General features: G+C 61.9%; 12 protein-coding genes and 1 pseudogene. 11 read left to right on the top strand and 2 right to left on the bottom strand.

Annotated elements, in window-relative coordinates:
* The first annotated feature begins 2 nt into the window (after positions 1 to 2).
* The 11 genes and pseudogenes from AC19YX_RS10455 (at position 3) to AC19YX_RS10405 (ending at position 13,010) form a co-directional block, all read left to right on the top strand.
* Positions 3 to 1,430, top strand: coding sequence for an N-acetylmuramoyl-L-alanine amidase (locus tag AC19YX_RS10455; protein WP_201129193.1), 1,428 nt, complete (start codon positions 3 to 5; stop codon positions 1,428 to 1,430).
* Positions 1,427 to 3,337, top strand: a complete 1,911-nt coding sequence (mutL, locus tag AC19YX_RS10450; RefSeq protein WP_078469550.1) for a DNA mismatch repair endonuclease MutL — start codon at positions 1,427 to 1,429, stop codon at positions 3,335 to 3,337. The genes AC19YX_RS10455 and mutL overlap by 4 nt, the downstream gene beginning before the upstream one ends.
* Positions 3,337 to 4,308, top strand: a complete 972-nt coding sequence (miaA, locus tag AC19YX_RS10445; RefSeq protein ID WP_500606205.1) for a tRNA (adenosine(37)-N6)-dimethylallyltransferase MiaA — start codon at positions 3,337 to 3,339, stop codon at positions 4,306 to 4,308. Before mutL ends, miaA begins: the two co-directional genes overlap by 1 nt.
* 93 nt (positions 4,309 to 4,401) lie before the next feature.
* Positions 4,402 to 4,662, top strand: coding sequence for an RNA chaperone Hfq (gene hfq / locus AC19YX_RS10440; protein WP_007921378.1), 261 nt, complete (start codon positions 4,402 to 4,404; stop codon positions 4,660 to 4,662).
* A 12-nt stretch (positions 4,663 to 4,674) separates the two neighbouring features.
* Positions 4,675 to 5,976, top strand: coding sequence for a ribosome rescue GTPase HflX (hflX, locus tag AC19YX_RS10435; protein ID WP_020299437.1), 1,302 nt, complete (start codon positions 4,675 to 4,677; stop codon positions 5,974 to 5,976).
* 96 nt (positions 5,977 to 6,072) lie between these two features.
* The gene (gene hflK, locus AC19YX_RS10430) at positions 6,073 to 7,248 is read left to right on the top strand and encodes an FtsH protease activity modulator HflK (protein ID WP_078469552.1); all 1,176 of its coding nucleotides are present in this window, start codon (positions 6,073 to 6,075) and stop codon (positions 7,246 to 7,248) included.
* Positions 7,248 to 8,117, top strand: coding sequence for a protease modulator HflC (gene hflC / locus AC19YX_RS10425; RefSeq protein ID WP_020299435.1), 870 nt, complete (start codon positions 7,248 to 7,250; stop codon positions 8,115 to 8,117). Before hflK ends, hflC begins: the two co-directional genes overlap by 1 nt.
* Positions 8,118 to 8,405: 288 nt before the next feature.
* The gene (locus AC19YX_RS10420) at positions 8,406 to 9,593 is read left to right on the top strand and encodes an ATP phosphoribosyltransferase regulatory subunit (protein ID WP_500606204.1); all 1,188 of its coding nucleotides are present in this window, start codon (positions 8,406 to 8,408) and stop codon (positions 9,591 to 9,593) included.
* Positions 9,594 to 9,647: 54 nt separating this feature from the next.
* Positions 9,648 to 10,937, top strand: coding sequence for an adenylosuccinate synthase (locus AC19YX_RS10415; RefSeq protein ID WP_078469554.1), 1,290 nt, complete (start codon positions 9,648 to 9,650; stop codon positions 10,935 to 10,937).
* A 474-nt stretch (positions 10,938 to 11,411) separates the two neighbouring features.
* Positions 11,412 to 12,104 (top strand): annotated as a pseudogene (locus tag AC19YX_RS10410) (methyl-accepting chemotaxis protein); the annotation flags it as partial.
* 21 nt (positions 12,105 to 12,125) lie between these two features.
* Positions 12,126 to 13,010, top strand: coding sequence for a methyl-accepting chemotaxis protein (locus tag AC19YX_RS10405; protein ID WP_371106546.1), 885 nt, complete (start codon positions 12,126 to 12,128; stop codon positions 13,008 to 13,010).
* 61 nt (positions 13,011 to 13,071) lie between these two features.
* Here AC19YX_RS10405 and AC19YX_RS10400 read toward each other — a convergent pair whose 3' ends face one another.
* Positions 13,072 to 14,637 carry an ABC transporter permease gene (locus AC19YX_RS10400; protein WP_078469555.1) on the bottom strand — a complete coding sequence of 522 codons (1,566 nt, stop codon included), beginning with the start codon at positions 14,635 to 14,637 and terminating at the stop codon, positions 13,072 to 13,074.
* On the bottom strand, positions 14,637 to 15,650 hold the full coding sequence (locus AC19YX_RS10395) for an extracellular solute-binding protein (RefSeq protein WP_500606203.1): 1,014 nt from the start codon (positions 15,648 to 15,650) through the stop codon (positions 14,637 to 14,639). The genes AC19YX_RS10400 and AC19YX_RS10395 overlap by 1 nt, the downstream gene beginning before the upstream one ends.
* Positions 15,651 to 15,852 lie beyond the last annotated feature (202 nt).

Below are 15,852 nucleotides of genomic sequence, written 5' to 3'. Positions count from 1 at the left end.
TTATGGGGTTAGGTATGCGCATTCGCGCGTTGGTTGCTGTCGTAGGACTGTTGCTTACGGCATTGGCCGTCGAGGCTGTAGCCGCGACACAGGTGCGCAGCGTGCGCCTGTGGCGAGCACCGGATAACACTCGTTTGGTGTTCGATCTGTCCGGCCCGGTTCAGCACAGCGTGTTTACCCTGAGCGCCCCCGACCGGCTGGTGATCGATATCAATGGCGCGACCCTCGGCGGTCCGCTGAACATTGCCACGGCCAACACCCCCATCACGGCCATGCGCTCCGCGCAGCGCACGCCGACCGATCTGCGGGTGGTCATCGACCTGAAAAAAGCCGTCACCCCCAAGAGCTTCACCCTGGCGCCGAACGCGCAATACGGTAACCGCCTGGTGGTCGACCTGTTCGACAACCCAGCTGACGCTGCTCCGCCGCCCACCCCTGCGCCCAGTGTCGCCACGGTCCCGGCGGTGCCGGTCACTCCGGTCGAGCCGGCGATCAAGCTGCCACCGGCGCCTGCCGGCAAGCGCGACATCATTGTGGTGATCGATGCCGGTCATGGCGGTGAAGACCCGGGCGCCTCCGGCTCCCGCGGCCAGCATGAAAAAGACGTGGTACTGGCCATCGCCCGCGAGTTGCAGCGTCAGGTCAATGGCCTGAAAGGCTTTCGCGCCGAGCTGACCCGTACCGGCGATTACTTCATTCCGTTGCGTGGCCGTACCGAAATCGCCCGCAAGAAGGGCGCCGATCTGTTCGTGTCGATCCACGCCGATGCCGCGCCGTCGGCCGCCGCCTTCGGGGCCTCGGTGTTTGCCCTGTCGGACCGTGGCGCCACTTCGGAAACAGCCCGTTGGCTGGCGGACAGTGAAAACCGTTCCGACTTGATCGGCGGGGCCGGCAACGTCAGCCTGGACGACAAGGACCGCATGCTCGCCGGGGTATTGCTCGACCTGTCGATGACCGCCTCGCTCACTTCCAGCCTGAATGTCGGGCAGAAGGTCCTGAGCAACATCGGCCGGGTCACGCCGTTGCACAAGCAGCGGGTGGAACAGGCCGGGTTCATGGTGCTGAAGTCGCCGGATATTCCGTCGATCCTGGTGGAAACCGGCTTTATCTCCAACGCCAACGAGGCCTCCAAGCTGGCCGCCGCCAGTCACCAGCAGGCCCTGGCGCGTTCCATCAGCAGCGGTATTCGTCAGTTCTTCCAACAGAATCCGCCGCCGGGCACCTACATTGCTTGGTTGCGCGACTCCGGGAAAATCGCCCAGGGCCCGCGTGATCACCGGGTCAGCCCGGGGGAAACCCTGGCCATGCTCGCGGTGCGTTACCAAGTGTCGGCGGCCACCCTGCGCACGGCCAATAACCTGAAGACTGATGAACTCAAGGTCGGGCAGACCCTGACCATCCCAGGCACTGAACTGGCGTCCAAGCAATGAGTGATACGGTCCTGAACAACGCGCGCATCGAGCTGCTCAGCCCGCGCCTGGCGAACCAGATTGCCGCAGGTGAGGTGGTCGAGCGTCCGGCTTCGGTGATCAAGGAGCTGCTGGAAAACAGTCTCGACTCGGGTGCCAAGCGCATCGACGTGGATGTGGAGCAGGCCGGCGTCAAGCTGCTGCGAGTGCGTGACGATGGTCGCGGGATTTCCGCTGATGATCTGCCGCTGGCGTTGGCGCGACACGCCACCAGTAAAATCCGCGATCTCGAAGACCTAGAGCGGGTGATGAGCCTGGGGTTTCGTGGCGAGGCCCTGGCGTCCATCAGCTCCGTGGCACGCCTGACCCTGACCTCGCGCACCCGCGACGCCGAGCAGGCCTGGCAGGTGGAAACCGAAGGCCGGGACATGGCGCCTCGGGTCCAGCCCGCAGCACACCCGGCCGGGACCTCGGTTGAAGTCCGCGACCTGTTCTTCAATACCCCGGCGCGGCGCAAGTTTCTCAAGGCTGAAAAAACCGAATTCGATCATCTGCAGGAAGTGATCAAGCGCTTGGCGCTGGCCCGTTTCGATGTGGCCTTCCACCTGCGACACAACGGCAAAAGCATCCTCAGCCTGCACGAAGCCAATGATGACGCGGCCCGTGCCCGGCGCGTGGCGGCGGTCTGCGGCGCGGGCTTCCTCGAGCAGGCATTGCCGATCGAGGTCGAGCGCAATGGCCTGCACCTGTGGGGCTGGGTCGGTTTGCCTACCTTCTCCCGTAGCCAGGCGGACCTGCAGTACTTCTATGTGAATGGCCGCGCGGTGCGCGACAAACTGGTGGCCCACGCGGTGCGCCAGGCTTACCGCGACGTGCTGTTCAATGGCCGGCATCCGACCTTTGTGCTGTTTTTCGAGGTTGACCCGTCGGTGGTCGACGTCAATGTGCACCCGACCAAACACGAAGTGCGCTTCCGTGACGGGCGCATGGTTCACGACTTTCTCTATGGCACCCTGCACCGCGCCCTGGGCGATGTGCGCCCCGAAGACCACCTGGCTGCGCCGGCCGCAGTCGCGGGCATGGTCCGGCCAACAGGCATCGACGCCGGTGAATTCGGCCCCCAGGGTGAAATGCGCCTGGCGGCCCATATGGCGCTGGAGCAACCGCAAACCCAGCCGGGCTTGAGTGCGCCGGGCACTGGGGCGGGGGCCGGTTATCAGTATCAGTACACGCCGCGTCCACAGGCGGTCCTGCCGGCGGCAGAGGCGCAGAGTGCCTATCGCGAGTTTTACGCGCCCTTACCCGACGCCGGCGGCGTTTCGCTGCCCGAAGGGCAAGGGGATATTCCGCCCCTGGGTTATGCCTTGGCGCAGCTCAAGGGGATCTACATCCTCGCGGAAAACGCCCAGGGCCTGGTGCTGGTGGATATGCACGCGGCCCACGAGCGGATCATGTACGAACGCCTGAAGGTGGCCATGGCCAGCGAGGGCTTGAGTGGCCAGCCGCTGCTGGTGCCGGAGTCGATCGCCGTCAGCCAGCGCGAAGCCGACTGCGCCGAAGAGCACGTCAGTTGGTTCCAGCGCCTGGGCTTCGAGCTGCAGCGCCTGGGGCCCGAGTCGTTGGCGATCCGGCAGATTCCGGCGCTGTTGAAGCAGGCTGAAGCCAATCGCCTGGTACACGACGTACTCGCCGACCTGATGGAGTACGGGACCAGCGACCGGATCCAGGCCCACCTCAACGAATTGCTCGGCACCATGGCCTGCCACGGCGCGATCCGCGCCAATCGGCGCCTGGCCCTGCCGGAAATGAACGGTTTGCTGCGCGACATGGAAAACACCGAGCGCAGCGGCCAATGCAACCATGGCCGACCGACCTGGACCCAATTGGGCCTGGACGATCTGGACAAACTATTCTTGCGCGGTCGTTGATGAGCCAGCTTCCTCCAGCGATCTTCCTGATGGGCCCGACTGCTGCTGGCAAGACCGACCTGGCCATCGAACTCACCAAAGTCCTGCCTTGCGAGCTGATCAGTGTCGATTCGGCGCTGGTCTATCGTGGCATGGACATCGGTACGGCAAAGCCTTCCCGGAAACTGCTGGACGAGTTTCCACACCGTTTGATCGATATTCTCGACCCGGCCGAGAGTTATTCCGCCGCCGATTTTCGTAAAGACGCCCTGGCGGCCATGGCCGAGATCACCGCGCGCGGCAACATTCCGCTGCTGGTGGGCGGCACCATGCTTTATTACAAAGCGTTGGTCGAAGGGTTGGCGGATATGCCCGCGGCTGATCCGCAGGTCCGTGCCGAGCTTGAGGAAGAGGCCGCACGCCTTGGCTGGCAGGCCCTGCACGATCAGTTGGCGGCAATTGATCCGGAGTCGGCGGCAAGAATTCACCCCAATGACCCTCAACGCCTGACGCGGGCGCTGGAAGTCTATCGGGTCAGTGGCCTGAGCATGACCACTCACCGCCAGCGACAATCTGCGCAAAGTACTGAAGCAGCCGCTTCGGGACAGGGACAATTGCCCTATACTGTTGCGAACTTGGCCATCGCTCCGGCGAATCGCCAGGTACTGCATCAGCGGATTGCACAAAGATTCACACAAATGTTGGAACAGGGATTCATCGACGAGGTCGTAGCTCTGCGTTCAAGAAGTGACCTGCATGCCGGGTTGCCGTCTATACGTGCGGTGGGCTATCGCCAAGTCTGGGATCATCTGGATGGCAAGCTGACGTCAGCCGAGATGCAGGAGCGGGGCATCATTGCCACGCGCCAATTGGCGAAGCGCCAGTTCACCTGGTTACGCAGTTGGGCTGATTTACACTGGCTGGACAGTCTGGATTGCGACAATCTGCCACGCGCCTTGAAATACTTGGGAACGGTCTCCATATTGAGCTGAGTCCTTGCAATTGCCGTCTATCCTTGGGGGTGTGGCGGCATAAGCCATCTGTTTTCTAATTTTTTATTATTGATCCTTAAAGGAGTGCGGCACATGTCAAAAGGGCATTCGCTACAAGACCCTTACTTGAATACTTTACGTAAAGAGAAAGTTGGGGTTTCCATCTATCTGGTTAACGGGATCAAGCTGCAAGGTACGATCGAGTCCTTCGACCAGTTCGTCATCCTGCTGAAAAACACCGTCAGCCAAATGGTTTACAAACACGCTATCTCGACAGTGGTGCCAGTTCGTCCAATTCGCCTGCCTAGCGCATCCGAATCCGAACAGGGCGACGCTGAGCCAGGTAACGCCTGATAGGAGTCTCCTTTGTTCTTTGAGCGCCACGGTGGTGGTGAGCGAGTGATCCTCGTTCACTTGGATGGACAGGACCCTGAGGCGCGCGAAGATCCGCAGGAGTTTCAGGAGTTGGCAAATTCGGCCGGCGCCGAGACCGTCGCGTTTTTTAACGTGCCGCGTCATCGGCCAACCGCTAAATTCCTGATTGGCAGTGGCAAGGTCGAGGAATTACGCGACCTGGTCCATGCCGAAAAGGCCGATCTGGTGATTTTCAATCACATCCTCACGCCCAGTCAGGAACGTAACCTCGAACGTGTATTCGAGTGTCGCGTGATCGATCGCACGGGTCTGATTCTCGATATTTTCGCCCAACGCGCCCGTACCCATGAAGGCAAGCTCCAGGTTGAACTGGCCCAGCTTGACCACATGAGCACCCGTCTGGTTCGTGGCTGGACTCACCTTGAGCGCCAGGGCGGCGGTATCGGCATGCGTGGTCCGGGTGAGACCCAGTTGGAAACCGACCGACGCCTGCTGCGGGTTCGCCTGCGACAGATCAAGGGTCGACTGGAGAAGGTGCGCAGCCAGCGTGAGCAATCGCGGCGTGGTCGGATGCGTGCGGATATTCCTACCGTTTCCCTGGTGGGCTATACCAACGCCGGTAAATCAACACTCTTCAACAACGTGACGAAATCGGACGTGTACGCGGCCGACCAACTGTTTGCCACGCTCGACCCGACCTTGCGCCGTCTGGATCTGGACGACCTGGGGCCGATTGTCCTGGCCGATACCGTGGGTTTCATTCGTCACTTGCCCCATAAGCTGGTCGAGGCATTTCGGTCTACGCTCGAAGAGTCGAGCAACTCCGACCTGCTGTTGCACGTGATTGACGCGGCCGAGCCGGATCGCATGTTGCAGATTGAACAGGTCATGGTGGTGCTGGGCGAGATTGGTGCCCAGGACTTGCCGATCCTCGAGGTCTATAACAAACTCGATTTGCTTGAAGGCGTTGAGCCACAGATCCAGCGCGACGAAAACGGCAAGCCCCAGCGGGTATGGCTTTCGGCGCGTGATGGCAGTGGCCTGGAATTGCTTGAGCAAGCCATTGCCGAGTTGTTGGGCAGCGATTTGTTCGTCGGCACCTTGCGCTTGCCTCAACGTTTTGCTCGGTTGCGTGCTCAGTTCTTCGAACTGGGCGCGGTACAGAAAGAAGAACACGACGAAGAAGGTGTCAGCTTGCTGGCCGTTCGATTGCCACGCTCGGAGCTGAATCGGCTGGTCAGCCGTGAAGGCGTTGTGCCGATGGAGTTCATCGAGCAACACACTTTGCAATAAAAGCCTGGGAAAGCGGTTGTGCCGCTGTGACAGGCATTCTGTAGCATTGGTCGGCGCGCCGTGGGTGCGTCTTTGCTTTATCAGATGGAGAGCGCTATGGCTTGGAATGAGCCGGGTGGCAACTCGAATAATCAGGATCCTTGGGGTGGTAAGCGCCGCAATAACGGCGACCGCAAGGGGCCACCGGATCTCGACGAGGCCTTCCGAAAGCTGCAGGAAAGCCTGAATGGGTTGTTCGGTGGTGGTAAGAAACGTGGTGGTGACGAGGGCGGCAGATCGGGTAAAGGCGGTGGTTTCGGCTTGCTCGGTATCGGCCTTGTCGTACTGGCGGCCGTTTGGCTGTACAGCGCGGTTTACGTGGTGGATGAGCAGGAGCAAGCCGTGGTGCTGCGCTTCGGCAAGTACTACGAAACCGTCGGCCCGGGCCTGAACATCTACTTCCCGCCGATCGATCGCAAGTACATGGAGAACGTCACGCGCGAGCGTGCCTATACCAAGCAGGGCCAGATGCTGACTGAAGACGAAAACATCGTCGAAGTGCCGCTGACCGTGCAGTACAAGATCAGCAACCTGCAGGACTTCGTGCTGAACGTCGATCAGCCGGAAATCAGCCTGCAGCACGCGACCGACAGTGCCCTGCGCCACGTTGTGGGTTCCACCGCGATGGACCAGGTGCTGACCGAAGGTCGTGAATTGATGGCCAGCGAGATCAAGGAGCGTCTGCAACGCTTCCTCGATACCTATCGCACCGGTATCACTGTCACTCAGGTCAACGTACAGAGCGCAGCGGCACCGCGTGAAGTGCAGGAAGCCTTCGATGACGTGATCCGTGCTCGTGAAGATGAGCAGCGTTCGCGCAACCAGGCTGAAACCTACGCCAATGGCGTGGTGCCGGAAGCCCGTGGTCAGGCCCAGCGTATCCTCGAGGATGCCAACGGTTACCGCGATGAAGTGGTTTCCCGCGCCAAGGGTGAGGCTGATCGCTTCACCAAGCTGGTCGCCGAATACCGCAAGGCTCCTGAAGTCACGCGTGAGCGTCTGTACCTGGACACCATGCAGGAAGTCTTCAGTAACACCAGCAAAGTGCTGGTGACCGGTGGCAAGGGGGGGCAGAACAACCTGCTTTACCTGCCGCTGGACAAGATGATCGACAGCGGTCGTAGCAACAACGCTCCGGCAACGGGTGCGGCGTCTGCGGCTGGCAATGAAGTGAATGCACGTGCGGCGGCTGACTTGCAACAACAGCAGACGCGTTCTAGGGAGAGTCGCTGATGAGCAATAAATCGCTGATCGCCCTGATTGTGGGTGTTGTCGTGGCGGTAGTTGCCTGGAACAGCTTCTACATCGTGGCTCAGACCGAGCGCGCGGTGTTGCTGCAGTTCGGTCGCGTGGTTCAGGCCGATGTCCAGCCTGGCCTGCATGTGAAAGTGCCCTACGTCAACCAGGTGCGTAAATTTGATGCGCGTCTGATGACCCTGGATGCACCGACGCAGCGCTTCCTGACCCTGGAAAAGAAAGCGGTCATGGTCGACGCCTTCGCCAAGTGGCGGGTCAAGGACGCCGAGCGTTTCTACACCGCGACTTCCGGTCTCAAGCAGATTGCCGACGAGCGTCTGTCTCGTCGTCTGGAGTCGGGCCTGCGTGACCAGTTCGGCAAGCGCACCTTGCATGAAGTGGTTTCCGGTGAGCGCGACGCCTTGATGGCTGACATCACCGCTTCGTTGAACAAGATGGCCGAGAAAGAACTGGGCATCGAAGTTGTCGACGTACGGGTCAAGGCCATCGACCTGCCCAAGGAAGTGAACCGCAGCGTGTTCGAGCGTATGAGCACCGAGCGTGAGCGTGAAGCTCGCGAGCACCGCGCCAAGGGTAACGAGCTGGCCGAAGGCATCCGTGCCGACGCCGATCGCCAGCGCCGTGTGCTGCTGGCAGAAGCCTATCGCGAGTCTGAAGAGGCGCGCGGTGATGGTGATGCCCAGGCAGCGGCGATCTACGCCAAGGCCTACGGCCAGGACCAGGAGTTCTACGCGTTCTATCGCAGCCTGCGTGCCTACCGTGAAAGCTTCGCGAACAAAAGTGACGTGATGGTTCTGGATCCGGGCAGTGACTTCTTCCGTTACCTGGAAAAAGCCAAGCCTTGATCTCACACTGACCCAGATCACCCCGCCGGGCGGCTAACGCACTTGGCGGGGTGATCCTTTGGGAAAACGTGTGTATCATGCGGCAGCCGGGAAATTCCCGGCTTTTTTGCGTCTGCACGTTTGATTGGTCGATTCGTTCAAGAGCTCGACAAGATTTTTCGAGGAAAGTGGTCTGTACAGCTGATTCCTGGCTGCCTGTCCGGCTGAGTTCGCGTCGGATGCGATCGCTTTCTGCTTCACTCAAGGCTGGCCGAAGGCTTGCCGCCCGGATCATAGGGGAAAGGCGTAATGGCAACGGTAGACCGCTGGCTGCTGCCAGATGGCATCGAAGAAGTATTGCCGCCGGAAGCGGCGCGCATCGAAGTAGCGCGTCGTCAGGTGTTGGATCTGTTCCAGAGCTGGGGTTACGAGTTCGTCGTGACCCCGCATATCGAATACCTGGAATCCCTGCTGACAGGTGCTGGCCAGGATCTGGATCTGCGCACCTTCAAGGTCATCGACCCGCAATCGGGTCGGCAGATGGGCTTTCGGGCCGACATCACGCCGCAAGTGGCGCGCATCGATGCGCACACCTTGCGTCGCGAAGGTCCGAGCCGCCTGTGCTACGCCGGCAGCGTGCTGCATGCCCAGCCGCGAGCCCTGTCGTCTTCGCGCAGCCCGATCCAGTTGGGCGCCGAGTTGTATGGCGATGCCAGCCCGAGCAGCGACGTCGAAGTCATCAGCCTGATGCTGGCGATGCTGCAACTGGCTGATGTACCGGATGTCCACATGGACCTGGGTCACGTCGGTATCTACCGCGGCCTGGCCCGTGCTGCCGGCTTGTCCGGTGAAGTCGAGCAACAGCTGTTCGATGCCCTGCAACGCAAGGCGATCGACGAGGTCATTACCTTGACCGAAGGCCTGCCTGCCGACCTGTCGGGCATGCTGCGTGCCCTGGTCGACTTGTGTGGCGGCCGTGAGGTATTGACTGCCGCCCGTGACCGCCTGGCCCATGCGCCGGCGCCGGTACTGGCGGCACTGGATGATTTGCTGGCGATCGCCGAGCGTTTATCGGTGCGTTTCCCGGAGTTGCCGCTGTATTTCGACCTGGGTGAACTGCGTGGTTACCACTACCACACCGGTGTGGTGTTCGCGGTGTTTGTTCCTGGCGTGGGTCAATCCATCGCACAGGGCGGGCGTTATGACGATATTGGCGCCGATTTTGGCCGTGCGCGGCCGGCGACCGGTTTTTCCACCGATTTGAAAACCCTGGTGACCCTGGGGCGTGCTGAAGTCGAGCTACCGTCTGGCGGTATCTGGATGCCTGACAGCACTGATGCGGCACTCTGGCAGCAAGTCTGTCAGTTGCGCGGTGAGGGTCAGCGTGTCGTCCAGGCGTTGCCTGGGCAACCTTTGGCCGCCGCCCGTGAAGCGGATTGCGACCGACAATTGATTCAGCAGAATGGGCTTTGGCAGTTACTGCCGCTGTCTTCTTGAGTTTTCCCGCCGGCGGCTGCCGGCACCAAGTTTGCGCGAATGAGGACAAGTGTTATGGGTAAGAATGTCGTAGTCCTGGGCACCCAGTGGGGTGATGAGGGCAAAGGCAAGATCGTTGATCTGCTGACCGAACATGCTGCCGCCGTAGTGCGCTACCAAGGTGGCCACAACGCGGGTCACACCCTGGTGATCGATGGCGAAAAAACCGTCTTGCACCTGATCCCGTCGGGTGTACTGCGCGAAGGCGTGCAGTGCCTGATCGGCAACGGCGTGGTGGTTGCACCTGACGCCCTGCTGCGCGAGATCACCAAGCTGGAAGAGAAAGGCGTGCCAGTGCGCGAGCGCCTGCGTATAAGCCCTTCCTGCCCTCTGATCCTGTCCTTCCACGTTGCGCTGGACCAGGCCCGTGAAAAGGCCCGTGGCGAGCTGAAGATCGGTACGACTGGTCGCGGCATCGGCCCGGCCTACGAAGACAAGGTTGCACGTCGTGGCCTGCGTGTGGGCGACCTGCTCAACATGCCGCGCTTTGAAGACAAGCTGCGTGAACTGGTGGATTACCACAACTTCATGCTGGTGGGTTACTACAAAGAGCCGGCCATCGAGTTTGAAAAGACCCTGGCCGAGTGCAAGGAATACGCTGAGCTGCTCAAGCCGCTGATGCTGGACGTGACTGCCGAGCTGCACGACCTGCGTCGCGCCGGCAAAGACATCATGTTCGAAGGCGCCCAGGGCTCGTTGCTGGACATCGACCACGGCACCTACCCGTACGTCACCAGCTCCAACACCACCGCTGGCGGCGTTGCGACTGGTTCTGGCGTTGGCCCGATGTTCCTGGACTACATCCTCGGCATCACCAAGGCGTACACCACGCGTGTAGGTTCGGGCCCGTTCCCGACTGAGTTGTTCGACGATGTCGGTGCGCATCTGGCCAAACAAGGTCACGAATTCGGTGCTACCACCGGCCGTGCCCGTCGTTGCGGCTGGTTCGATGCAGTTATCCTGCGTCGCGCTATCGATGTGAACAGCATCTCGGGCATCTGCCTGACCAAGCTGGACGTACTCGACGGCCTGGAAACCATCAACATCTGCATCGGCTACAAGGATGCGCAAGGCAAGGACGTTGCCCCGACTGACGCGGACAGCTACGTAGGCCTGCAGCCTGTGTACGAAGAAGTGCCGGGCTGGACTGAATCGACCGTGGGCGCCAAGACCCTGGAAGAGCTGCCAGCCAACGCCCGCGCTTACATCAAACGCGTCGAAGAGCTGATCGGTGCGCCGATTGACATTATTTCGACAGGTCCGGACCGCAACGAAACCATCGTTCTGCGTCATCCGTTCGCGTAATAAGTCGTTGATGTAAATCACAAAGGGCCCTGAATTGGGCCCTTTGTCGTATCTGGTGCTTGAACGGCACGACCCTTGCTGTTAACTCTGATTCTAGAGTGCCATCAATTTTATGGCGTCAAAGCAGAGGGATTTCCTGTGTCGGCCGTTCTCTCACTGTTACAAAGCCGTTTGCTGCGGCCAGTGTTCGTTACCCTAGGTATCGCCCTTTTGGTGCAGGTACTGGTGGCGGTTGCCCTGACCCGGAGCACGGTGACTGCGCTCGAGGCTGATCTTGCCGCCCGTCTGGGCGTTGATAGCCAGAAGCTGTCTGCGGAACTGGAGCAGGCCGGGCGTGAAGTCACATCCAGCCTGGAGAGCCTCTCCAGCAGTACCCGTCAGCGCCTGACCGCGGGCCTGTCCTCGCGCCTGCAGGAAGAGCAGGCGCAATTGCGCGCCACCCTGGAAAAAGACCTGAAGGATTCAGCCAATGACATGGCCCAATTGCTGGCGTCGGTAGCGCCGCGAGCAATGTGGGACAGCGACGTGCCGACTCTTTCCGAATTTGCCCGGCGTGCGCAACGCAATCCCAACGTGTTGTTCGTGGTTTACGACGACGCTGCGGGCGAACACTTGACCCGTTACCTGAACCGGGAAAACCCGATCAACAAGGCACTGCTGGAGAAGGGCAAGGGCGACCGAGCCCTGGACAAAGTGCTGGATGCGGCCAAGAACGACCCCTCGGTGTACTACCTCGAAGCGTCGATCAACCCCAATGGCGTGGAAATCGGCAAGGTGTTGATGGGTGTGTCCACTGCCTCGGTCGAGGCGGATGTGGCGGCGCTGGACAAGCGTTTTGCGGCGCTGATTGCCAGCAGCGATCAATTGGTGGGCGACAGCGTGAAAGGCGCCTCGGCAGAGAGCTCGGCGGCCATGCGCTCGCGCCTGCAATCGGCCCAGGGTACGGCCACGCAAATGCAGGCCAACACTGCTAGCACCGTGCAGGACGCGGCGCAGACCCTGCGCTGGCGGATCGGCCTGGGCCTGGCGCTGGTGGGCTGCGGTGTCTTGTTGTTGCTGGCGGTGGTGCTGGGGCGGCGTGTGGTCAACAAGCTGCACCTGCTGATCGCCGCGCTGAATGATCTGGCGGCGGGCGAGGGGGATCTGACCAAACGTGTGCAGCTCAACAGCAATGATGAAATCGGCGACATGGCCTCGGCGGTCAATCGGTTTGTCGACAAGTTGCAGCCCATCGTGCGCGAGGCGGGGGATGTGGCGCAGCGCACCGGGGTTGAGATCGGTGCCATGAGCCTGCGCAACGCCGGCGCCGATGCGGCGGCCGAAGCCCAGCGCGATGAAGTGGCCGAGAGTCTGCGGGCACTGTCGCAAATGGCCGATGAGGCCCAGGCCGAAAGCCAGGCGATGCAGGCAGCGTTGCAGCAAGTGGTGGAGATTCGCCAGGCCACCGACGAGAACACCCGGACTTCGGCCCAGGTCGGCGGCCTGATCGAGGCGCTGGCGGGGCAGGTCGATACCGGGGCCAAGGTCATCGAGCGCCTGGCCCAGCAGAGTGAACAGATCGAGGTGGTGCTGACGGTGATCCACGGTATCGCCGAGCAGACCAACCTGCTGGCGCTGAACGCGGCCATCGAAGCAGCGCGCGCGGGCGAAACCGGCCGCGGCTTCGCGGTGGTGGCCGATGAGGTCAGGGCCCTGGCCAGCAAGACCCAGAGTTCCACCGGCGATATCCAGGCCCATATCGGCGCCCTGCAGCAAGGCGCGCGCGAGGCCGTGGCGGCCATCGGCCAAGCCGGACGCCAGGCCAGCGAGGGGTTGTTGGTGCTGCGCGACAGTGCACGGCTGCAACAGTCAGTGCAGTCTTCGGTGGAGCAGGTGCACGCCGCCATCGGACTGGCGACCAAGGCTGCGGCTCATCAGGCGCAAGGTGCGCAGGCGGTGCGCGGGCGGGTTGAGACCATTCATGCCCAGGCCGAACGCGCGGCTCAGGCGGTGGTGGAGACCACGGCCAGTGGCAAGGTCCTCGACAGTCTGGCAGCGCAGCTCAAGGCCAGCCTGGGGCAATTCCGGGCCTGACCGTCCGGCCAACCGACTCCTGCAGGGGGGTGGATAACTGCAGGAGCGGTTGCGCGCACGCTCAGCGACTCAGGTACATCCGCGTGGTCAGCAGATACACCGGCAAGCCCGAGACCAGAATCAGCAGCGCCGCATAGGGCGCGGCCGCCGCAAACTCGACATTCGCCGTATGTGCCCAGACTTCAGTCGCCAGGGTGTTGAGCCCGGTCGGGCTGAGCAGCAGGGTGGCGGTGAGTTCTTTCATCGCATCCAGGAACACCAGGGCAAACGCGGCGCCAAGGGCTGGAAAGATAATCGGCAGCGTCACCCGGCAGAATGCACTGAACGAGGAAGCGCCGAGGGTGCGCGCGGCTTCTTCGAGTTGTGGCGCGGCCTTGTTCAATGCGGTGCGGATGGGGGCCTGGGCCAGCGGCAGAAACAGCAGTGCGTAGGCGATCAGCAGCAACGCCGAGGTCTGATACAGCGCCGGCACATAGTGCAGGGCGAAGAACACCAGCGTCAGGGCGATTACCAGGCCCGGCAAGGCATGCAGCAGATACGGCAGGCGCTCGGCCCATAGCGCCAGGCGGCCCTTGTAGCGCACCACCAGCAGCCCGACTGGCACCGCCAGCAGCAGGCACAGTGCAGCGCCGCCCAGGGACAGGGCCAGGGACGAGAGCAGGGCCTCGCTGATGGCCGCCACCGGAAAGGCCGCCGAAGAGCCCACGGCCAACCAGTAGGCAAGCATGCCCAGGGGGATGCCGCTGCCGATCACCGCCAGCAACAGGCAATAGACTTGCCCGCCCCAGGCCCAGTACCCCAGTCGAACCTGTTCGGCGTGACGCGCCGCACCCTGGCCGGTGCGCACGTGGCGGCCCTTGCCGCGAACTCGCAACTCCAGCCACAGCAGCATCAGGCACATCGCCAGCAGCACGGCGGAGAGCATGGCTGCGTTGGCGTTGCTGAACTCCAGCTCGAACTGTTGATAGATCGCAGTGGTGAAGGTTTGCAGGCCGATGATCGACAGCGCGCCGAACTCCACCAGCATATGCAGGGCGATCAGCAGCGAGCCGGCCAGCAGTGACGGCCAGAGCAGAGGCAAAGTGATTCTGAAGAACACTCCCAGGCGGTTTTGCCCCAGGGTGCGCGCGGACTCTTCCAGGGAAGGGTCGAGATTGCGCAGGGTCGCCGCCACCGGCAGGAACACCAACGGGTACTTGGACAGCGTCATCACCAGGATCGCCCCGCCCAGCCCTTCGAAATGAGCGCTGAGGGACACCCAGGTAAAGCTGCTGACAAAGGCCGGCACCGCAAAGGGCAGGCACAGCACCACGCCCCATAGCCGCCGCCCTGGCAAGTCACTGCGCTCCAGCAGCCAGGCCAGCGACAAGCCGATGACCGCACAGGCCAGCGTAACGCCGACCATCAGCAGCAGGGTGTTGCGCAGCAGCCCGAACACGTAGGGGCGCCACAGCAGGTGCAGGGCTTCAGCCCAGCCGGCCTGCCAGGCCTTGAGCCCGACATAGAGCAGCGGCAACAGGCTCAGGCCGACCAGCAGCAGCACCGGCAGCAGCAGCCAGATCGACGGCCGCTTGCGCCGCGGGACATAACCGACGCGGGCAGTGCCGGCGGGCAGCGACAGGCTCATCAGTTCAGGCCAACTTCACGTTCCAGTTCCAGGGCTTCCTCGGCGTTGCCCAGGTCGGCCGGGGTGACTTTCGGTGCCTGCAGCTCGCTGAATGGCTTGAGCCCGCGATCCGACTCCAGCCCCTTGCGTAGCGGGTATTCGGCGGTGGTCTGGGTGATGACCCGCTGGCCTTCTTCGCTGGCCATGTAGGCCAGGAACTGCTGGGCTTCCTTCGGATGTTTGCTTGACTTGAGCACCGCCGCGCTGGAGACCGTGATCAGGCCGCCGACGTCGCCGCCTGTGAAGTAGTGCAGTTTCGAATCCAGTTGGCCTTTCTCGCGTTGCAGGGCGAACCAGTAGTAGTTGTTCACCAGCACGGTGGCGACTTCGCCGTTTTCCACCGCTTTGAGCGCAACCATGTTGTTGCTGTAAGTCTTGCCGAAAGCGCGCAGGCCGGTCAGCCATTCTTCCGCGGCGTCCATCCCGTGCAGCTTGATAATGGCCACGGCTTGTTCCTGGAACGCGCCGCTGGTGGGCACGAACCCGACTTTGCCTTGCCATTGCGGCTGGGCGAAATCGAGCACCGACTTGGGCAGGTCTTTTTCGTCGATCAGTTTCGGGTTGAATGCCACTACGCGCACCCGAGCGGTGATGCCGATCCAGGTGCCATTGGTGGCGACGTAGTCCTTGGGCAGGACCTCCAGGGTCGCGGCATCGGTCTTGGCCAGCAGGCCTTGCTCACCCAGCTTGTTCAGCGGTGGCGACTCTTCGGTGTAGATCACGTCGGCCGGGGAGCGATCGCCTTCCTCGACGACCTGGCTGGCCAGTTGATTGCTGCTGCCCTTGCGCACATTGACGTGGATGCCGGTCTTGGCTTCAAACGCCTTGGCGATGGCGTCGCCGACCTCCTTGTGCTGACCGTTGTAGAGGGTCAGGGAAACCGGGTCGGCGGCTATGGCCTGTGATGCCCCCAGAATCAGGCCCAGCATCGAAACGGCCAGGCCGCGCAGCATCGGGTTATTGCGAATCGTCATGCGGGTACTTCCTCGCTTGCGGCTACATATCTTGAAATAATGATAAACGATATTGTTTCTCAAGTGCCTTTTTGCGGGAAATTGATAAGCAGGCTATCGGTCTCCGCCGCTGCCTTTTGCGTCACGCCCCTGCATTTTGCGGCTCCTGCCCCGGCCCATTCCTCCCTAGGCAATCCCCTTCTGGCCGCAGCTTTTACTCGCG

It is taken from the genome of Pseudomonas sp. MF09150 (genome assembly GCF_059862355.1).
This window is presented reverse-complemented; position numbering and strand designations above follow the sequence as displayed.